This window comes from Mucilaginibacter aureus (genome assembly GCF_053514885.1).
This window is the reverse complement of record NZ_CP170601.1, coordinates 3,415,687-3,435,959: the sequence shown is the minus strand read 5'-3', so window position 1 is coordinate 3,435,959 and position 20,273 is coordinate 3,415,687. Positions and strand designations below refer to the sequence as shown.

The window sequence follows — 20,273 nt, the reverse complement described above, 5'->3', positions numbered from 1 at the left end:
GGCAAAGCTATTAATTTGCTTTGCGGGTTTGTAACTCTTTTTGCAGCTTCTGTATCACTTCTTTCATTTTGCTGCTTATCTTTTCTTCATCGCGGGTAGCCAGTTGCAGGTAAGTGCCGGCCTTATCATAATTGCCTTTACGGATATTAATATTGGCTACATGTGCCAGCGCAGCAACATGGTCGTTATTATTACGCAGCGGAAACTGTGCGGCTGTCTCGTAATGTTTCTCGGCCTCATCGTAATCATTACGTTTAAGGCAAATGCCGCCCAGCATAAACTCATAAAAGCCGCGCCGGTTACGGCTCAGCCAATCGGGCTTGTACACCTGGTGCAGCAGTGCTTCCGCCTTGTCGTAATCCTTGGCGTGATAAAATTTTGCCGCCTGTATCACGGCTCCACTTTTAAAGTAATCCCACACAATAAAACCGATGAGCAGGAGTACCGCATACACCAACTCATAACTATGCTGGTATACAAAAAAGGCTGCCAGCAGGGCAAACAGGCCAAGTACCGCTAAACGCGCCTGGTTTGTAAACATTAATTAATGCTGATTATCGGTAAACTTATAACCTACCCCGCGTATCGAATGAAAATAAACCGGGTTTTTAGGATCGGGTTCAAAATACTTGCGGAAGGTAAGGATAAAGTTATCGATGGTACGTGTTGATGGGTACACATCATAGTTCCAAACGGTTTCCAGTATCTGCTCACGCGATACGGCATCGTTACGGCGCTCTATCAGCAGCTTAAGCAGCATGGTTTCCTTTTTGGTCAGAGCAGTAATGCTGCCATCGCCGTTAACCAGTTCGAACGAGTTGAAATGGATGGTTTTATCGCCAATTTTATAACTGTTAAATTCTTTCAGGTCGTCGCCTTTTAAACCTCTTTTTACCAGGTTATTTACGCGTAATATCAGCTCTTCCAGGTTAAAAGGTTTGGTCAGGTAATCATCTGCACCTTTTTTCAGGCCGGCAATTTTATCTTCGTTGGTATTTTTGGCAGTGAGGAACATGATCGGCACTTCCGAATTTTCGAGCCTGATGGTTTCGGCAACCACAAAGCCATCAATTTCGGGCATCATTACATCCAGTATAACCAGGTTAAAACGCTCTTCTTTAAATATCTGAAGCGCCTTTTTACCATTGGTAGCAGTCGAAACTTTATAACCCTCCAGTTCGAGGTTTAATTTGATGGCTTCCAATAAATGCTCTTCATCTTCGGCCAGTAAAATTCGTTTTTTGTTAGGCATATCCATGTCGGTTTAAATTAAAAATTATTATCCGAAAACAACTTCAAAGACACTTCCTTTGGGGCGGTTGTCGCGGATATTGATTGTGGCCTCGTGCTTATCCAAAACCTGTTTTACAATAAACAGGCCCAGCCCGGTGCCTTTGGTATTGCGGGTATCTTCGTTACCTACACGGTAAAATTTATCAAATATGTGCGGCTTTTCCGAATCGGCTATGCCAATACCCTGGTCGGCTACGGTTAAATGCACTTCGTCATCCTTCCGGAAAAGTTTAACATCCACCGTTTCGCAAGGGGCAGAATATTTAACGGCATTTTCGATCAAATTGTTTACTACCGATGTCAGTGTAAACTTATCGCCCATAATTTCAACCTGGGGTTCTATTTCGGCGTTGATGATCTGCTGGGTGTTATCGCATTTGTTGATCTGCAGCCTATTCACCACGCCATCAACCAGAAACGACAGGTTAACTTTTTCTTTCGGGAAAGTATAGCTTTGACCGTCTATTTTGGTCGCGATCAGCATATTCTCCACCAGGTCATCCAATCGTTCAATATCCTGTAAACACTTGTCGATAAAGTTGATGCGTTGCGCCGGGGTCAGGTCGCGCTTTTGCATGGTTTGCAAAAAAAGCTTGATGGAAGCCAGCGGTGATTTCAACTCGTGAGTAACCGAAAGCAAAAAGTTTTTTTGCCTTTGGCGCAGTTGTATCTCTTTGTTGATGGATTTATGCAGACTGATGGCCCCGATAATGAGGATAAATACAAATACCGATAATTCACCACAGATCATCCCCAGCTTGTGCGGCCTTGCCGGCACAAGCAGCAATCCCCACCAAAACAGTTGCGCCAGCGCGTAGGTGATCAATAAGTAAAATATTATAAAAGGTTTTTTCATGCGTCTATTTGTTCTTCATCTGTATGAAAGCTATGATGAGGCTTGCTTATTTTTTATATCTCACCATGGTTTTCATTGCTTTATTTACCGAATACAACGTCTAAACTTTCAAATATAGCTCTTTTAGCTTTCTCTAATTCTACTTTGTTGTGTGCCGACGAAATAAAGCCAACCTCGTATCCCGACGGGCCAAGGTATACGCCGCGGTTCAATAACTCGCGGTGCAGTACCTTAAATTTCTCCATACTTGCCGGGTCGATCTCTTCGGCGCTACGGATAGCTTCCTGATCGGTAAAGGCGAACCAGAATATAGAGCCGATAGAAAATATCCTGAACTTATAGTTACGTGCCGTAGCAAAACGCTGCACCGATTGTACAAAGTCTTCGGTTTTGCCGTTCAGGTCGCGGTAAAAGCCCATACGCAACAATTCGGTTAATTGCGCTATACCCGCCGACATGGCTACCGGGTTACCCGACAGGGTACCGCCCTGGTAAACGCCGCCATCAGGCGATACATGCGCCATGATCTCTTTTGATGCACCATAGCAGCCCACAGGCAAACCTCCACCGATGATCTTGCCATAGGTTACCATATCAGGTTTGATCTGGTAATAACCCGCAGCACCCTCAAAACCAATACGGAAACCCGAGATCACTTCGTCAAATATCAGCAGCGTGCCATTGGTAGTACAAATGTCGCGCAAAAATTGCAGGTACTCTTTATCCTGCAAAAGCAAACCGTTATTAGCCGGTACCGGTTCAATAATAACCGCGGCTATCTGGTCCTTAAATTCTTCAAAGGCTTTGGTTAATGCCTCACGATCGTTTAATGATACCACAATGGTTTCATTAACAAAACCTTTTGGCACACCTGCCGATGATGTTTCGCCAAAGGTTACCAAACCCGAACCTGCCTTTACCAGCAAGGCATCGGTATGGCCGTGGTAGCAACCCTCAAATTTTAATATTTTGTCGCGTTTGGTATAACCGCGGGCCACCCTTATCGCCGACATTACGGCCTCGGTACCCGAACTTACAAAGCGCAGTTTTTCAACGTACTTATTATTTTTCAGGATCAGTTCTGCCAGTTCGTTCTCCAAAGCTGTAGGCGCACCGAACGACATGCCGTTCTGCATGGTTGCGATAACGCTTTCGCGGACTTTCTCGTTGTTGTGACCCAAAATAAGCGGCCCCCACGAGCAGCAAAAATCAATAAACTGGTTATCATCGGCATCCCAGATATGGCAGCCATTACCTTTTTTGATAAACAGCGGCGTACCATAAACCGATTTAAAGGCCCTTACCGGCGAGTTTACCCCACCCGGGAAATAGTTCTTTGCTTTTTCATACAGCTCGGCAGATTTTTCCCTGCTGATATCGGGTTTACCAACTGTACTTACCGGCAGATCGCCCTCGTTACCCGAAAATATTTTCTTTATTGAATCGAACATCTTTTTTAGGCTAAAGGCTGAAAGCATAAAGCTTAAAGGCCCTTTTCATATTAAATTGATATATATTGTCAAACCATTCAAACGCTTTCAGCTTTCGCCTTTAAGCTTTTACCTCTCTTACAGCCACCCCTTCTCTAAAACCTCTTTAGCGTGATACGTTAATATCGCCGTTGCGCCCGCGCGGCGGATGCTTGTTAAAATCTCCATCGTTGTGCGTTGCTCATTTAACCAGCCGCGTTGCACTGCTGCTTTTACCATGGCGTATTCACCGCTCACGTTATATGCCGCAATTGGCAGCTCAGTATTATCTTTTAATAGTTTTATCACATCCAGGTAAGCCAAAGCGGGCTTAACCATTAAAAAGTCGGCTCCCTCCTGCTCGTCCAGGTTGGCCTCTATCAATGCTTCGCGCTGGTTTGCCGGGTTCATCTGGTAGGTTTTTTTATCACCAAATTTAGGTGCCGAATCCAAAGCATCCCTAAATGGCCCATAAAAAGCACTGGCATACTTGGCCGAATACGACATGATGGACACATTGGTAAATTGATGATCATCCAGCACATTACGAATATACCCTACCCTGCCATCCATCATATCCGACGGGGCAACGATATCGGCACCGGCATGCGCGTGCGCCAAAGCCATTTTGCCTAATATTTCGAGGGTTTCATCATTCAGTATTTCACCATTCTCTACCAAACCGTCATGGCCGTCGCTGCTGTATGGGTCCATCGCCACGTCGGTTATCACACATACTTCAGGAAAGTTCTTCTTCACCTCGCGAATAGCGCGCAGGTACAAACTTTCATCGCGGCAGCTTTCGGTGGCGTATTTATCTTTCAACGACTCCTCGATGTTGGGGAACAGATCAAACGATTTTAACCCCAGGTTAGCGCAAGCCTCAACCTCGCGCAGCAGGTTATCTATCGAGTGACGAAAAATACCCGGCATGGATGCCACCTCGGTCTTCACATTCTTCCCTTCAACAATAAACAGCGGAAAGATCAGATTAGCAGGGCTAATATGCGTTTCCTGCACCATCTGGCGTATCACTTCACTTTTTCGGTTCCTGCGTGGTCTTTGTAACATCTTTCTAAGTCCATGGTCGATAGTCAATGGACCATGGTTTATTTTATTTATCAAAAAAGTCTATGGTCTATCGACCATGGACTATGGACTCTCTTCAATCTTTTGTTTCTGCCAGGGGTGTCACTGGCCCAATCCCAAACACCGCTTCTGCCAATCCCACCTCATCCGGCGAGAACGGCAGGATGTATTTCACACCCATTTCGTCAAACTTTTTCCCGGTTGATTTGCCAATGGCAACTATCTTTTGATGTGGTATCAGCAAATTATCGGCAAAATAAGCATCTACGTTTGACGGGCTGGTAAATACCAGCACATCAGCCGATGACATTTCTGCATCTTCATCAAGCACTGTTTCATAAACCGGCAGGTCGATGATCTTCGTATCGGTCGACAGGCCCTGGTGTATACTGCGCATCGGATTTTCGGCACCCGGAAACAGCACCGTGGTACCGTTTGCCAGTTGTGCAAAATCGCTGGCCACATCGGCGGTATCAATGCCTTCGCCGGTATAGTCAGCAAAATGGCCGTGGCGGCGCAGCGTATCTTCTGACCCGCTGCCCATTACCCCGAATTTTACTTTTTTAGAAAATGCTGGCTTTAATTCAAAAAAGTATTCTACCGCATTTTTGCTGGTAAAAAATATCCAATCCACATTTCGCAGTATATACGGATCGAGCGTGGTAATTACAGGTACGGTACGTATCAGCGATCGTGCCTCAACCATTACTCCCAGTTTTTCAATTGCCCTGCGGAAATAACTGTGTTCCGACAGGTCGCGCGAAATAAAAACCGATTTAAAAAACTCACGGTCTTTATTAAAATACGAAGCTATTTTTTCAGGAAGGCCCGCAGTAGTATCAGTTTCTATAAACAACCGGTCCGGAAACTCGTCGCCTTCATCAGCCTTCGAGGTAAACACCTGGAAAAGGCCATCGTGCCTGCGGCAGTAGCAGCCTAAAGGTAAGTGGCAGCCGCCACCAAACAACTGCAGCATACGGCGCTCAACGGCCAGTTCTTCGGCAACATCGGGGTGATGCAATACCTGCAAAGCCTCAAACAGTTCAGTATCGCTTTCGCGGATCTGTATGGCCAGTACGCCCTGTGCAGGCGCAGGTATCAGTTCGGTTGGATATAAGGTTTCTACGTAAAATTCGTCAAGATCCAAACCTAAACGCGATACGCCTGCTTTGGCTATCATAATGGCATCGTACTGCTCATTACGCAGTTTATTGATGCGGGTTGGTACGTTACCGCGCAGGTCTTCAATTTCCAGATCGGGCCTCACGGCCAGTAATTGTGCCTTACGGCGATTGGATGACGTACCTACAATACCGCCATATTTTACCGATAGCTTTTGATGCACATCAACACAATCTTTCAGTATCAGCAATAGTTCCGACGGATCCTCGCGCTCAGATACGGCGGCGATGATCAGCCCCGGCGGGTTTTCGGTAGGCAGATCTTTGTGCGAGTGCACCGCCAGGTCAATGGTACCTTCCAATAGCTCTTCTTCCAGTTCTTTGGTAAAAAAGCCCTTGCCCTCAAGTTTATCAAAACTTAAATTGAGTATACGGTCGCCCTGTGTTTTAATGATCTTTAATTCGGCCTCGATATTGTTTTTAGCCAGTTCATCCTTAACAAAATTAGCCTGCCATAAAGCAAGCTCGCTGCCGCGTGTACCAATTACCAGTTTTCTGTCCAAAGGGATAATTTCTATTTATCGCAAATGTAATTTTAAATTATGTTTCAGTCCAATTTTTGTTGCAATGTGATGATTTGCTGACCTAAAATTTTATTTTTCTCCAGCACTGTTTTGCTTTAATTGTCAATATTAATTATTATTGAGCATAACCGCCAATTATGCAGCTTAACCTTAAAACAATTGCCGTTTACCTTATCCAGTTATATCTGATTTGCAGCATAGGTATGCAAACTGCGACGCTGCTTAAAACTCGCTATCCAAACGTGGCACTAAAGGCCTCGCCCTTGCAGGAATCTGTCGATTTTAAAACCCACCAGCAAAACAACACCGTTTTGCTGCGCCACCAGGATGTTGACTATATCCGCGTGAACGTTAACTCCACGGCCGACTACCTGCTGCTGGTTTTTAACAATCAAAATCTTTTAAGTAAGATATTCACCATCATGGTTTATATCCTGGTAGTTTTTTATATCCATCATATTGATGAACACAACTTTTTTACTACTGCCAAATATGGCATTGCCAGGTATGTGGTGGTGTGTTTTTTAGCGGCTAAACTATCAGCATATTATGGCTACCTGTATACTATGCGCTGGTTTGAAACGCATACGCAATTTACTTATACCGGCTCGGCCGATGGCGAAAACATCAGTACCAACACGATGGCTTTTACCGTGCTGATCATTATACTGCTGCTGGATATTTACAGGCGGATGGTTGCCAAACATATTGCGCAGCAGGAAGAGGAAGAAGAATTGGCTGACGCTTAATTGTTGTAGTCGGCAGATTTATTGAGACCCAAATAGTTTTTATCGTATTTGTATTTCTGGCCGCTCCGCTCGCGATAAGTAACTAACAAAACGGCAAGGTCATCGGGCTTGATATCCATGTCGCCTATGTTAAACTCTTCGTGCCCGTTTGGGCAATCGTATTCTAAACAAATCAATTCATCCTTATCTCGCATCTCACGGGTAACTATTTCGTTCCCTATCTCTGTCCATGGATAAAAGCCGGCTGCAGCGGTTTCAATACCCAGTTTATTAATGATTATTTGCGGTGCCTTGTTTTTAGATCGTTTATAGGTAAACCAAAGTAATACAAAGCCGAATATGGTGGTTAGGGTGCTACCAATATATTCGTGCGTGTCAACAGCAATAAAAATCCCCAAAACAATTACACCGATACTCCCACCCAACCCAATAAGTGTAGATGTTACTGAGTAGTAAATTTTGGTTTCTTCAGGAATTGAGTGATCATCCATAAACTATTACTACTGCTTTATATCGCAATAAAAATAATTTAAAATAAGGAATGTAAGAAAGGTGTTAAGACAAGAATCAATTATTGGCGTTCACAAAGATCTCCTTGGCCATTACCATGGGTACGCTGATGTACTTTTTCTCCATGTAATCCATGATCTTTTCGAGCACCTCGCGCGATTGCTGATCCATTGTTTGCACCTCGTTGGCAAAAACAGAGTTTAATGCCTTGTGCCGAATTTCTTTGATCTTTTGCGGTACTTCGCGCATAGCCACCTCAATACGGCGCTGTTTCAGCATCGGGATAAACTCGCGGATGTTCTCTTCAATAATGCGTTCGGCATGTACCAATTCCTGGTAGCGCTCCTGCAGGTTATTTTTAGCCAGTTCGTTTAACGAGTGTACCTCGATAAAGTGTACCGGGAATTGTTCTAAAACTGCCGGGTCGGTATCGTTAGGGATAGCCAGGTCGAGGATGGTTTTTTTGCCGGTTTCGCCGTTAAGTAAAGTACGGTATATCTCGGGTGTGATGATAGGCTGCGTTGCCGATGTACAGGTGATGATCACATCAAAACCTTTATTATAGCTCTTCAACTCGTCAAGGTCAAACGCTTCGCCGCCTAAGTCAACAGCCAGTGTTTGTGCTTTTGAAAGGGTGCGATTAAAAACCGAGAAGTTTGAAAATTTATGTTTCTGAAGGTATTTGGAGATGTTGCGATTTGTTTCGCCTGCGCCGATGATGAGTATCCGGGCGTTCGACCATAGTTTCAGGTCTTTCAGTTTGCGGTAAGCTAACGATACTACCGAAATTGGTTTTCGCGATATGTGTGTATCGGTATAAACCTCTTTTGCTGTTTTGACGACCCTATCCATCACCATGCGCAGATAATCGCCGGTAAGGCCTTCTGCTTTACAGCATTCGTAGGCCTTGCGCATCTGTGCGAGGATCTCTTTTTCGCCCACGATCAAACTCTCTAACGAGCACGATGTACGCAGCAAATGGTTCAAAGCTTCCTGTTCGCTGTATATCGAAACGCCGTCCAGAAAGGTGCCCATATAATGGTTACAAATGCCTATCTGTAAAGCATCGATAAATTTTTTGGTAAATTCTTTATCTATTACTTGCGGTGTAGCCAGTACAAAGGCCACGCGATTACAGGTAGCTAAATAAAATATTTCGGGAATTTGGAATTGCTCTTTAACCTGTTGAAGTTTATCTGTCAAATTTTCCTGACAAATAACCAGTTTACCCAGCTCCTTCAGTTCGATCTGTTTATGCGTGAATGCTATAATTTTTAAATACTTCAAACCAGTTAGTATAAAAGACGCAACAAAAGTAATATCCTTACAGGGATGCAATGTCAACCCTTTGTCAAACAAACTCAATTTAGAATGGTTATAAATTGGCGTTTAAACTCATATTGGGGCCAATATTACAACTAAAAAACAATTCCGAAACTTTTAATCTTAAATTGTTTTTATAACGTACATGTGTACAAATGATTAAAAAACTCAGCCTTGTTATTCTCATTATATTCTACATCCTTTCGGGCATAAACCATTTCCGTAACCCGGCCGGCTATGTACACATTATTCCTACGTATTTACCGGCGCCAGGGTTGCTTAACATCTTAGCGGGCATTTTTGAGATCACTTTCGGCATGATGCTGATGTTCGCCCAAACCCGGCCGTTAGCCGCCTGGGGCATTATTTTGATGCTCCTCGCCTTTTTACCGGTGCATATCGATATGATAGTGCACGCACCGATGATGCTGGGCAATTTTAAGATCACACCGCTTATTGCCTGGCTGCGTATACCTTTACAGGGATTACTGATATGGTGGGCGTGGTGGTATACGCGGACTTAATTAAATGACTGTTAGATTACAGCCGTAGGCGACTATGCTATGATTTTTTTTCGGTTTACCACGGCTTGCACAATAAGGAAAAGGCTGACGGCCACAGCACCGGCAACGGCTTCGGTATAAAGCATACCGTTAGCGCCCCATTTGGTATAGGCCCAGCCTTCAATAATCGTCATGGCGTATATGGGCGAGTTGGAGAGTGCGGTAAACACACTCACTTTGGTACCGGCGGCACCTTTGCCAATAGCTTCGAGCACAAAGGCGGTATAGCCTGCGTAAGCCAGGCCGGTGGTGATAGCGTAAGTTGATGTCCAAACAATATACATCATCTCGGTATGGGGTGTTAAGGCCATACTTACCGTACAAACGCCTGCCAGCAGGCCAAACAGCACATAGGCCATTTTACGATCGATGCGATCACATATCCAGCCGCCCAGCAAACAACCCAGCGCAGTAATGCCGCCGCTGGCCAAACCTGTAGCCAGGGCTACCACATCGGCGCCGGCGCTCCAGCTTTTGGCAACTGCAGCCCATAAGTTGGCTGCCGAGCCTGTACCTATTGGTAAAAGGCATAAAAACAAAGCCAGGTAACCTGCCCGCGAACGGATCATGGCCCACAAGTCTTTTAACAGGTTGACGAATGAACGGCCCAGTTTTTCGGCACGGATAGTAACCTTTGGTTCTTTCACAAAAAATAAACCCAGGCAACTTAACGCACAAACGGCACCTACAACAGCGCCGGGTATCCAGCCCGAATTTAAGTGGTGGGCCAATAAAAGCCCTACACCGCCGCCCAAACCCGCCCCGCCAAGATTACCCGCCTGCAGGTATCCACCTGCCCTGCCCTTCATATCTTCGGGCGTATCATAAGCCATCATGCTGTTGGTGGTAATGCTTACAAACGATGATGCGAATGCCGTTAAAATAACAATGGGTATCAAAAATGGCAGGCTGCTTTCTTTAATGGGTAATATCCCTGTAATCAGTATGCCCAGGCCGGCAGTTACAGCCGCCAGTAAATACCAACGTTTTACTGATAAGGTTGTATCCACCAATGGGGCCCATAAAAACGAAACAATGGCCGGCAAAATACTTGCACCTGCTAAAGCCGCTACGTGATCTAACGAAATGCCCGCTTTGGAGTATAAAAAGCCCAGTGTCACCGTTACGTACCCCGACACAATGCCGTAAGGTAAAATAAGGAACATAAAAGCGATGGGATGTACGTATTTATGATCGGAAGAATTGGATGTCATTTAATGTTTCGGTTTTGCTTAAGGTGTAAATATAAGTATTGATCGCATTTATCAACCGCGGTTTAATCAAATAGCTTTGTAACTTTACCTATATATTTTCAGATAACCGTGATCAAAAAAGAAATCTATACCATTCCAGGCGCCAAAGGCCGCAATATGCTGATGGACCTCACCTTCGATACCGCTCACCCTGACGCGCCACTGGTCATACTTGTACATGGCTTTAAAGGGTTTAAAGACTGGGGCACGCATAACCTGGTGGCCAGGTATTTCGCCGAAAACGGTTTCCGCTTTCTCAAATTCAACTTTTCGCATAATGGAACGACTACTGATAACCCGACCGAGTTTGCCGACCTGATCGCTTTCGCGGATAATACTTTTTCCATCGAACTGCAGGATCTGAAGTACGTGATCGATTTTGCCTGCGGCGGCTCGGCCATACCGGCAGCTAAAAAAGTAAGTTTAATAGGCCATAGCATGGGCGGCGGCATCAGCATTATTACGGCGGCCAATGATAGCAGGGTTGAAAAGCTGATCACCTTTGCCTCGATATCAGGCTTTCGCAACCTTTGGCCCAAAACCAATGAGGCACAATGGAAGATACAGGGCATTATGTATATACACAATACCCGCACCAAACAGCAAATGCCATTAAAGATCAGCTTGCTCGATGATCTGAACCATCACCCGGTTAAGTTGAACATCGCCGAAAAGGCAGCGCACATTAAACAGCCCTGGCTCCTGGTACATGGTGATGCCGATAAGAGCGTGCCTTTAAAACATGCCGAAGAATTAAAAACTGCGCAGCCTGATGCGCAGCTGCTGGTCATTCACGGCGGCGACCATGTATTTGGCGCCAGCCACCCCTACCCGCATGAAACCCTGCCCGAAGAACTGGCGATATTTTGCGATGAGAGTGTGAGGTTTTTGAAACAGCAATAAGTATTTTTACTTTCATCAAATCCATCAGCAATGAACAGCGTAACCGGACCATCAGTAGTGATTGTAGCTTATAAACCCAAACAAGGTAAACAGGAAGCCTTAAAGGCTTTAGTGGCCAGCCACGTACCCGACCTGCACAAGCTCGGCCTGGTTACCGACCGGAAACCCGTGATCTGCGAGGCTGCCGATGGCACCATTATCGAAGTTTTTGAATGGCTGAGTGTAGATGCCATTAAACAGGCACACAGCAACCCTGAGGTGCATAAAATATGGGCCGCTTTTGCCGAATGCTGTGATTGCGTGCCGTTAAATACCCTAAAGGAAGCAAGCGATATGTTTGCCGGGTTTACGCCATTAAATTGATGAATATGAATTTACTTCCTAACAATAACGACGATCATTACGAAAGTGATGGATATGATGAGGAATTAGACTCTGCCAATTTAGAGATCGAAGCAGGCAATTTTATTATGCATGAAGATGTAAAAAAACTTTTGCAGGATAGAAGAAAATCTATTAAAACCCGAACCCATCAGCCTTAAGCTTCTTTTGCACATCCTGCTTATAATTACGCCCTATCGGTAATTCATGACGGTCGATCTCAATGCTGCCCGAATAAAATGAGGTTATTTTTGAAGTGGCGACGATAAACGATCGGTGTATCCTGATAAAATCCTTTTCGGGGAGCATTTCTTCAAGCAGACTGATCTTTTGTTTGGTAATATATACCTGGTCTTTAATTACCACCTTCACATAATCGCGCAGGCTCTCAATCCATAAAATATCTTTAACGTTTACTTTGATGGTTTTACGCTCTACCTTAAGGTACAAAAATGACTCACGGTCGCCCACCGGGTTCTCGTGTACCAATTGCGCGTTGCCTTTATGGTCGTTTAACTGGTATATTTTATCAATGGCCCTAAAAAAACGCTCGAAAGAAACAGGCTTTAACAGATAATCAACGGCATTGAGTTCAAAGGCATCAATGGCGTATTCGCTGTAGGCGGTGGTAAAAATAACTTTAGGCGCATTTTTCAGGTTCTTTAAAAAATCGGTGCCTTTCATCCCCGGCATTTTAATATCCAAAAATATCAGGTCGACGCTTTTTTGCTGCAGCAGCTGGAAGGCCTGTATAGCATCGTTACATTTACCAACCACATCAAACTGCTCAAATTTTTGCAAGTGATTTTCAATAACCTCAATAGCATGCGGCTCATCATCAACAATCAGGGTGCGTGTCTTCATGCTCTTACCAGGGGTTTTGCTGTGGGTTGCGGGTCGGTTTGCAGTTCAAGCTCGAGCACGGCCAAAAACACCTCGTCCTCATCCATAATCTTTAACTGGTATGATGCGGGGTAAAGCAGCTCCAGCCGTTTTTTAATATTCTGCAAACCAATAAAACCATGATGTTTATCCTCATCGTCAACATCAGGTTTACTGTTTGATATTTTAAACTTCAGTTTATTAGCAACTACTTCGAGGGTAATATTGATCCAGGTGGCTCCTACCTTTTCGCCGGTGCCGTGTTTAAAGGCATTTTCAACCAAAGGCAGCAGTACAAGCGGGGCTATCAGCTTATCGTCAAGCTCGCCCGTAATGGTAAAATTGAGATCGAGCCGATCTTCGTACCGGATCTTTTCCAGCCCGATATAATGCTGCAGCATCAATACCTCTTTTTTCAGGTTTACCTTATCGGCATTACACTCGTAAAGCATATAACGCAGCATATCCGACAAGCCTATCACAACTCCCGGCGCCTTGGGCGAGTTGTTCAGCGTAAGCGCGTATAAATTATTAAGGGTATTGAATAAAAAATGCGGGTGTACCTGTGCTTTTAATGCTTTTAGCTCGGCTTGCAGGGCTGCCTGTTTACGCTCGTACCAAAGTTTAAACAATTTAACGCCCAGCGCCACCCAAACCATCATGTTGGTAACCTTAACCGAGTTGGCAAAGTTGAACGGGATGATCAATCGTGTCCAGAAGTCTAATTTGCTTTCTTCAATATAATCCCAGTCCACGTTTTTTACATGCCCGATGATATAAGGGTCGCTGATTAAAATATCTACAACCCTGCCCAGCAATGCTACTATGCAGGCCAGCACGATCATCAAACCTGCAAAAGCAACATAACGCCCGCGAATAAGATATTGGGGCATCAACCAATAAGCTACCGTATAAAAATACCCCATGTGGACAGGCATATAAAATATGCCATTGCGCGCTGCGATGCTAAAAGTGGTTTTAACCGAATACATGAACGCAAAAAACAGGTACACCGCTGCCCAGAACAGCAGATGCGCCGCTATTCTGGTCAGTTTTACGCCCATAAATTTCACCTGGGTATTCATTACAGCTAAATTACACTATATCAGGCAAATTGATGCCCGTAAAGCAGCAATTGTCGACAAACGGCATTTTATTGGGCACCAACTGCATACCATAGCCTGTTTCAGTACAAACAAACTCACTAACGGCATTGATTAATAAGAAAATGCTGTTTGCCGCTGTAACTATTTCGAGTGTCGGCAGTATTATAAAGTGTATTTAGGGCGATATATTTTTGATCCGTCAAACAAATACAACGCAAATTTAAATATCATGAAGAAGATTCTATTCATACTGTTATTAGTTATTGCAAGCCACTTTGCAAACGCCCAAAAAGTACCGATGAGCAGTAATGGTTACTGGGTAATTGAAAGCACCAAACAAACGCCTAAACAAAGCACCATCAGGTTTTATAATTTAAGCAACGAGTTAATTTACCAGGAAACCGTTTCGGGTAAAAAACTTAAAGTTGATAATAATCATACCCGCATAGCATTGAATAACACCCTCCAGGTAGCCCTGGACGGAAAAAAACACAGCGAGCCTATACTCGCAATGGAACTTTCTCGGTAAGTCAATTTTTTTTAACCCGTTTAAGTTAAAGCTCCCGGTAGCCGGGGGCTTTTTATATTTAAACCCGATTGTATTAGCAGGCTATACAGCTGGATCTATCCAGTTGCCATCGGTTTTAATAATATCGATCAGGTGATCTAAAGCGTTGGCAGCACTTACGTTTTTCTCCACTACCTCTTTACCGCGATACAGGGTAATTTTATCCGGACCGGCACCTACATAGCCATAATCAGCATCGGCCATTTCGCCGGGGCCATTTACAATGCAACCCATAATGCCAATTTTTAAGCCTTTAAGGTGCGATGTGCGGCTGCGGATCATCTGCGTGGTTTCCTGCAGGTCGAACAAAGTGCGGCCACAGCTTGGGCACGATATGTATTCGGTTTTTGAGATGCGCGAACGGGTTGCCTGCAATATGCCAAAAGCGGTTGAGGTAATTATTTTTGCCGGGATAGCCGGTGTGTCTATCCAAATGCCGTCGCCAAAACCATCAACCAGTAATGCCCCCATATCGGTAGCGGCATAAAGCTGCAGTTTTGAGTAAGGTTCTTCATTGCTGGTGATCTCACCGGTTTTGGTCAGGTCAAACCCGTTGGCCGGATAGCTGCGTTTAATGATCACCGGCACATTCAAACCTAACTCTTCCATCCTGAAAAAGAAAGAGCGCTGATCCTGCATACCATTCTCAGCATCGGTCTCCAAAACAAACAGCAAAGTTTTATCCAGCGGCAGCGATGCAAAATCATCACCATCAATATCGCCTGCTTTAACGCGTACCAGGTTAAGCGCATGGTCGCGTTCTGCGGTATTTACATATTCACTTAAACTATAAACCGGGTGGCAGTTGGTTTTGCTTGCTAACTTTTGCCAGGTTTGGTAGTTATATAGTTGCTTCAGGTTACCAGGAAAGCTGAATGATGGCAGCTCACCCGCCAGGTAAACAAAATCAACCGACTGCTCGGCCATGTTGTATTTATCAAGCAGGTTATTGTATAAGTACCCGGCATCATTAAGCACAGATGGATCTTTTAAATTAGCTGCCGACAGATCGACCACTACACGCGGTACCATGTGCCCGCCTATGAAGGCGTTGGCTTCGTATGTTTCGCGTTTTTTGTATTCGTACGGTGAGTGAGCTGAAAGGTCAAAGGTGAAAGGTGAAAGGCTTTTTCCTTTTGCCGTTTGCCTTTCGCCTTGTGCTTCACCTCTCTCCACATATCTTTTCACCAGCGCCTGCGCTACGGGGATCTCACATTCAGGTTCTTCGGTTAGGGATACGCGGACGGTATCGCCCAGGCCATCTTCGAGCAATGTACCGATACCTACGGCCGATTTGATGCGCCCGTCTTCACCGTCGCCGGCTTCGGTAACGCCTAAATGCAGCGGGTAGTTCATGCCTTCGGCAACCATGCTTTCAACCAGCATACGGTAGGCCTGCACCATTACCTGCGGATTGCTCGATTTCATGCTGATAACGAGGTTATAATAATTCATATCCTCGCACATGCGCATAAACTCCATTGCCGATTCAACCATCCCCCGAGGGGTATCACCGTACTGGCTCATGATTCGGTCGCTTAACGAACCGTGGTTGGTGCCAATACGCATGGCCGTACCATACTCTTTACAAACGGCTACCAGCGGCGCAAATTTTTTATAGATGCGATCGAGCTCGGCCTGGTATTCGGATGGGGTATAAGTTAATTGATCAAATTTCTTTTTGTCGGCGTAATTGCCGGGGTTAACACGCACTTTTTCTACAATACGTGCAGCAACTTCGGCTGCGTTGGGGGTAAAGTGGATATCGGCAACCAGCGGTGTATTATAGCCGCGGGCACGCAGTTCTTTTTTTATATCGGCCAGGTTTTGGGCCTCTTTAATACTGGGCGCGGTAATGCGCACGTACTCGCAGCCGGCCTCAATCATGCGGATGCTTTGCTCCACCGTGCCTATGGTATCCAGGGTGTTGGTGGTAGTCATGCTTTGTATGCGGATAGGATTGTTGCCACCCATCGGCACATCGCCAATATTAACCTCGCGGGTTATAAAACGCGAATAAGTAGTTAGCGAATTACAGTAACGCCCTTTTAAAGTTTTTATCGCTTCAGCATCCATAGTGCAAAGGTAAGTATTAACAGCCTATCCCCGTAAAGCGGAAATAAGTTTTATTTAGCCTGATTTTACGTGCTTTTAACAGTTATTGCGGCGCCACATCGGCATAGGTTGAACCGATTTTGAGCTTGGTTACATAATTGGTTATGGTATAGGCATCTCCCCCGTATACGCCCCATTTCGGGTCGCAACGGTCAGCGTCCAGTGTGCAGCCATAATAACGGAATGAATTGCCGGCAAGCTGCTGCTGTACCCCGTTATACCAAAACTCAATAAAACCTATAGCTGCTTTACGCGATATTTTAAGATGGAGCACATAATTATTCCAAACATTACGTTTTAGAGGAGTTGCCCAGATCCCTATATGAACTTTTTGGGGTGTCGCATACTGTAGTTGAATTTCGCCGGTTGCCAATGTTTTAAGCACTACCGGGAAATTCTGATACATATCATTACCATAAGCTTTCCACTGAAAAATAGCAAAAGTTGGCGCGTTTTCGGGTATATCCAGTTTGGAGCGCCAACCTATGTAAATATCATCACCTTCAACGGCCGTAAAATCGCGGGCAGCGTGCACTTCCGTGCGATGGTTTTTAATGGGTTTATACAATTTCCAAACCTTGCCTTCTTCCGGATCTGTTACTACCGAAATGATGCCTATACTGTCGGTTTCTAATACTTTAAATACATGCTGCCCCAACCTGGCATCGCCGTTCCAAAGCAAAGTATCTGCCGATGCTTTTACACGATAATAAAAAAACATGGCATCGCCCCTAATTTGCGTAACGCACATAAGCGTAGCCATTAAACCACCCAATACTAACTTTAACGACATGCTTTACTATGGTGACGCTGATTCATTTTTCATAACTCTATTTTAACCACATCAACCAGGTTGGTTCTTTTATTTGCGGGCAGGTTAACTGAAATTTGCTGATTAGCGTATTTGAAGTTCAGTTCATCGCCAGAGGCCAGTAATTTAACCGACTTTGGTGCCGATGTAGTATTTAATGTAAGCACCACATCTTCGGCAGGCAGCCTGTCTTCTTCATATTTACCATTGTTTTTAAATTTAGGTATCGCAAATAAATACCTGGTATTTGCGCTTGCGGTGGCAGGTACTGATGCGGTTTCGGCAGCAGGCAGCCTTTGCACCTGGTTAACTGCTTGCCCGTTCAGTTTCATCCAGCCTTCTATAACTTTCATGTTTTTATAAACTGCATCAGGAAAGATACCATCCGCTGTTGGCCCTACCCCAAGCAGGTAGTTTACACCCCATGCCCGCGCAGCAACAAACTCGCCCAATGCAAACGCGTTTGAGCGGAACGGGATGGTGTTGCTGTTTGCCCAGCTGTTGGTCCAGGTGTTGCAAAACTCGGCCCAGGTATGTGGGTCGCTTTTGGGCGGATTACGTTCGAACGTGATAAAATCGCCTTTACCATGCATACGCGGGTTCATCACAATACCCGGCTGAAGGCGGTGGATCTCTTCCTGTGTTATCGCATTGGCGCCATTGGGCACCGGCGCTTTTCCGTCAAACCATAACAGGTCTATTTTGCCGTATCGGGTCAATAATTCTTCAACCTGCCCCTTAACCATAGCCAGGTACGCTGCCTGATGTTCCTTAATTTCGGCCGGCGATTTTTTTTCTGTACGTGGATTAAGATCGCCATCAACCTGCGGAAGGCCCGGGTTGTTGGTGTATACTCTGCCATATAAAAACGTCATATAATCGCGATCGAAATACCAGTTTGGCGGCGAATAATACAGCCCCACTTTCATGCCGTATTTGCGGCAGGCGTCAACAAATGGCTTCACCAGGTCGCGGCCATCCATATAGTTTTTTGTACTGAAATTTCCGTAAGCACTTGGCCACATGGCAAAACCCTCATGATGCCGGGTGGTTAACACCGCATATTTAAAACCCGCAGCTTTGGCGGCTTTGATCCATAGTTCGGGGTTATAGTTTTGCGGGTTAAAGCTTTTGGCCATTGCCCAGTATTCGTTTGGTGTAATTACCGGGGGCTTACCATTTAAATTATAATCTTTTTGGGTAACAACCCGAACCAATTCTGCCGAATCCAGCTTTTTGTCAACCAACGACCTTCCGGGGATCATGGGCCATGAAATATCCAGGTTTTTAACAGAGGCCAGGCCCCAATGGATAAATAAACCAAACCCTGCTTCGGGATACCATTGCGCATCGGGGTTCATGTTATGTGTAGCGGCCTTTTCGTCGCCCGCGCCTATCATTCCATGCTCTGCTGCCACTGTCTCTTTATCCTTTTTTTGTGCACTAACCGAAAAGTTAACCGTCAAAAGCAAGGCGATACAGTACATGTATTTATATTTCATATCTATTGGTTTAAATAATTGGCTGGTATTTAGATCTCTCAAATATATTACGCCATCCCCTTTCAGATGGTACGCTTAAATAACATTGTATTCAGCATAATTGACAAAGGCCGGCTCGCCACAGTGCCCTGCGGCAGAAGAAAAACTTGTGGGAGCAAATAAAAGCCTCAACCCTCCCAACGTTTGCCGACTCTTTTACGATGATGTATTAAAATCAACAATTATCCATCACCTAAAGAAATTGAAAATGAAAACTTTAACTTACCTCGCCATCTTTTTCGGATTGCTGTTTACTTTTAATGCCTGTACAAAAACCGGCTATGTTACCGAGCATCTGGATGCTACTCACGCCACTGTTAAAATTGGTCAAACCGACTCGCTTGAACTGGTTGGCGCCTCGGCTACTGATTCGATAGCGTGGACCGTTACACCATCGGGCTCCAATTGGATGATCGGCTCTCACAATCATGCTATTGTTAATTTTAACAAGGCCGGTAATTATACCGTAATGGCCAGTGTAATGGGCGCAGCATCGTACACTTATTTAATCACCGTAACAAACGAGGTGTATAACCCCACTCCGCCGCCTGCAAACGGAGCAGCTGTCCATATTTCAATAGCTGGCGATCAGATCACGCTGCACTCCCACTATTCGCCAAGCAGCAAAAGCGACAGCGCGTACGTTTACTTTACCGCCCAAACCACTAATACTTACCAGTGCAGTAACAGCTTATTGAACTATACACACAGCCTTGATGCCAGCGGCCACTTCGGTATTAATTTTATCGACATGTATAAACCGGCAACAATAAATTGCCAAACCGGGAATACCACCATTACCTCGCCTGCTATTCCGTTTTTACAAACCATACAAAATACTTATTTAGCATCTGGCACCTATCCTTTAACCGTTGGTTTAAACGGTGTTACTTATACTGGCAGTGTTACTATAACAGCTACCGATATTAACTTTAACTGGGTCTATACCAGTGGCGTTACCATCGCGCCTCTGCACATCACCAGGTAACTAATTCAGGGATAACAAACGGGCCGGCAATCACCCAAAAGTTGACCGGCCTGTTTTGTTATATTGAGCAAATTCGCCGGATTGAAAAGATTATTTTTATTTTGACCCAACGTTTAGCGGTTTGCCTGCGAAGAGTAGTTTTCGGGCATTTCAAAAAAATGCATTTTT

Annotated in this window: 21 protein-coding genes; 7 read left to right on the top strand and 14 right to left on the bottom strand. The window is 44.9% G+C overall.

Annotation, left to right across the window (positions count from 1 at the left end; genetic code table 11):
* Positions 1–10 precede the first annotated feature (10 nt).
* The 6 genes from ACFGVR_RS14770 to hemC form a co-directional block, all read right to left on the bottom strand.
* Positions 11–541 (bottom strand): tetratricopeptide repeat protein, encoded by a 531-nt coding sequence (locus ACFGVR_RS14770; RefSeq protein WP_448698083.1) that lies wholly within the window; start codon positions 539–541, stop codon positions 11–13.
* A 3-nt stretch (positions 542–544) separates the two neighbouring features.
* The gene (locus ACFGVR_RS14765; RefSeq protein WP_448698082.1) at positions 545–1,252 is read right to left on the bottom strand and encodes a response regulator transcription factor; all 708 of its coding nucleotides are present in this window, start codon (positions 1,250–1,252) and stop codon (positions 545–547) included.
* A gap of 27 nt (positions 1,253–1,279) precedes the next feature.
* Positions 1,280–2,149 (bottom strand): sensor histidine kinase, encoded by an 870-nt coding sequence (locus tag ACFGVR_RS14760; protein WP_448698081.1) that lies wholly within the window; start codon positions 2,147–2,149, stop codon positions 1,280–1,282.
* Between the two features lie 80 nt (positions 2,150–2,229).
* On the bottom strand, positions 2,230–3,600 hold the full coding sequence (hemL, locus tag ACFGVR_RS14755; RefSeq protein WP_448698080.1) for a glutamate-1-semialdehyde 2,1-aminomutase: 1,371 nt from the start codon (positions 3,598–3,600) through the stop codon (positions 2,230–2,232).
* Positions 3,601–3,717: 117 nt separating this feature from the next.
* Positions 3,718–4,689 carry a porphobilinogen synthase gene (hemB, locus tag ACFGVR_RS14750; protein WP_448698079.1) on the bottom strand — a complete coding sequence of 324 codons (972 nt, stop codon included), beginning with the start codon at positions 4,687–4,689 and terminating at the stop codon, positions 3,718–3,720.
* Positions 4,690–4,783: 94 nt separating this feature from the next.
* Entirely contained in the window at positions 4,784–6,391 is a 1,608-nt protein-coding gene (gene hemC / locus ACFGVR_RS14745) for a hydroxymethylbilane synthase (protein WP_448698078.1), read from the bottom strand.
* Positions 6,392–6,549: 158 nt separating this feature from the next.
* On the opposite strand from hemC, the gene ACFGVR_RS14740 reads away from it, so the two are divergent.
* Complete coding sequence (locus ACFGVR_RS14740; protein WP_448698077.1) at positions 6,550–7,161, top strand: hypothetical protein; 612 nt, start codon at positions 6,550–6,552, stop codon at positions 7,159–7,161.
* Here the strand turns inward: ACFGVR_RS14740 and ACFGVR_RS14735 are convergent.
* Together ACFGVR_RS14735 and hemA are read right to left on the bottom strand one after the other, a co-directional pair.
* Complete coding sequence (locus ACFGVR_RS14735) at positions 7,158–7,652, bottom strand: hypothetical protein (RefSeq protein WP_448698076.1); 495 nt, start codon at positions 7,650–7,652, stop codon at positions 7,158–7,160. The genes ACFGVR_RS14740 and ACFGVR_RS14735 overlap by 4 nt on opposite strands.
* A 76-nt stretch (positions 7,653–7,728) precedes the next feature.
* Positions 7,729–8,958: a glutamyl-tRNA reductase gene (gene hemA / locus ACFGVR_RS14730; protein ID WP_448698075.1), complete on the bottom strand. Its 1,230-nt coding sequence runs from the start codon at positions 8,956–8,958 to the stop codon at positions 7,729–7,731.
* Positions 8,959–9,149: 191 nt separating this feature from the next.
* Between hemA and ACFGVR_RS14725 the strand changes: the two genes are divergently transcribed.
* Positions 9,150–9,518, top strand: coding sequence for a DoxX family protein (locus tag ACFGVR_RS14725; protein WP_448698074.1), 369 nt, complete (start codon positions 9,150–9,152; stop codon positions 9,516–9,518).
* A 32-nt stretch (positions 9,519–9,550) separates the two neighbouring features.
* Here the strand turns inward: ACFGVR_RS14725 and ACFGVR_RS14720 are convergent, their stop codons facing one another.
* Complete coding sequence (locus tag ACFGVR_RS14720; RefSeq protein WP_448698073.1) at positions 9,551–10,771, bottom strand: MFS transporter; 1,221 nt, start codon at positions 10,769–10,771, stop codon at positions 9,551–9,553.
* Between the two features lie 108 nt (positions 10,772–10,879).
* Here ACFGVR_RS14720 and ACFGVR_RS14715 point away from each other — a divergent pair, with 108 nt between their 5' ends.
* Genes ACFGVR_RS14715 through ACFGVR_RS14705 form a run of 3 tightly spaced genes read left to right on the top strand, consistent with a single transcriptional unit; the run spans position 10,880 to position 12,255 of the window.
* The gene (locus tag ACFGVR_RS14715) at positions 10,880–11,713 is read left to right on the top strand and encodes an alpha/beta hydrolase (protein WP_448698072.1); all 834 of its coding nucleotides are present in this window, start codon (positions 10,880–10,882) and stop codon (positions 11,711–11,713) included.
* A 30-nt stretch (positions 11,714–11,743) separates the two neighbouring features.
* On the top strand, positions 11,744–12,076 hold the full coding sequence (locus ACFGVR_RS14710; RefSeq protein WP_448698071.1) for a hypothetical protein: 333 nt from the start codon (positions 11,744–11,746) through the stop codon (positions 12,074–12,076).
* A 5-nt stretch (positions 12,077–12,081) separates the two neighbouring features.
* Positions 12,082–12,255: a hypothetical protein gene (locus ACFGVR_RS14705; RefSeq protein WP_448698070.1), complete on the top strand. Its 174-nt coding sequence runs from the start codon at positions 12,082–12,084 to the stop codon at positions 12,253–12,255.
* Here ACFGVR_RS14705 and ACFGVR_RS14700 read toward each other — a convergent pair.
* A complete protein-coding gene (locus ACFGVR_RS14700) occupies positions 12,230–12,958 on the bottom strand; it encodes a LytR/AlgR family response regulator transcription factor (protein ID WP_448698069.1) in 729 nt (242 codons plus the stop codon). The two genes, ACFGVR_RS14705 and ACFGVR_RS14700, sit on opposite strands and share 26 nt — an antisense overlap.
* A complete protein-coding gene (locus ACFGVR_RS14695) occupies positions 12,955–14,061 on the bottom strand; it encodes a sensor histidine kinase (RefSeq protein ID WP_448698068.1) in 1,107 nt (368 codons plus the stop codon). Before ACFGVR_RS14695 ends, ACFGVR_RS14700 begins: the two co-directional genes overlap by 4 nt.
* Before the next feature lie 250 nt (positions 14,062–14,311).
* Between ACFGVR_RS14695 and ACFGVR_RS14690 the strand changes: the two genes are divergently transcribed.
* A complete protein-coding gene (locus tag ACFGVR_RS14690; RefSeq protein ID WP_448698067.1) occupies positions 14,312–14,611 on the top strand; it encodes a hypothetical protein in 300 nt (99 codons plus the stop codon).
* Positions 14,612–14,692: 81 nt separating this feature from the next.
* Here ACFGVR_RS14690 and ispG read toward each other — a convergent pair whose 3' ends face one another.
* From ispG to ACFGVR_RS14675, 3 genes are all read right to left on the bottom strand, one after another.
* Positions 14,693–16,726 (bottom strand): (E)-4-hydroxy-3-methylbut-2-enyl-diphosphate synthase, encoded by a 2,034-nt coding sequence (gene ispG / locus ACFGVR_RS14685; protein ID WP_448698066.1) that lies wholly within the window; start codon positions 16,724–16,726, stop codon positions 14,693–14,695.
* Positions 16,727–16,808: 82 nt separating this feature from the next.
* On the bottom strand, positions 16,809–17,558 hold the full coding sequence (locus tag ACFGVR_RS14680) for a heparin lyase I family protein (protein WP_448698065.1): 750 nt from the start codon (positions 17,556–17,558) through the stop codon (positions 16,809–16,811).
* Between the two features lie 29 nt (positions 17,559–17,587).
* Complete coding sequence (locus ACFGVR_RS14675) at positions 17,588–19,078, bottom strand: alpha-L-fucosidase (RefSeq protein WP_448698064.1); 1,491 nt, start codon at positions 19,076–19,078, stop codon at positions 17,588–17,590.
* A gap of 247 nt (positions 19,079–19,325) precedes the next feature.
* Here ACFGVR_RS14675 and ACFGVR_RS14670 point away from each other — a divergent pair, with 247 nt between their 5' ends.
* Positions 19,326–20,105 (top strand): hypothetical protein, encoded by a 780-nt coding sequence (locus ACFGVR_RS14670; RefSeq protein ID WP_448698063.1) that lies wholly within the window; start codon positions 19,326–19,328, stop codon positions 20,103–20,105.
* Positions 20,106–20,273: the final 168 nt, after the last annotated feature.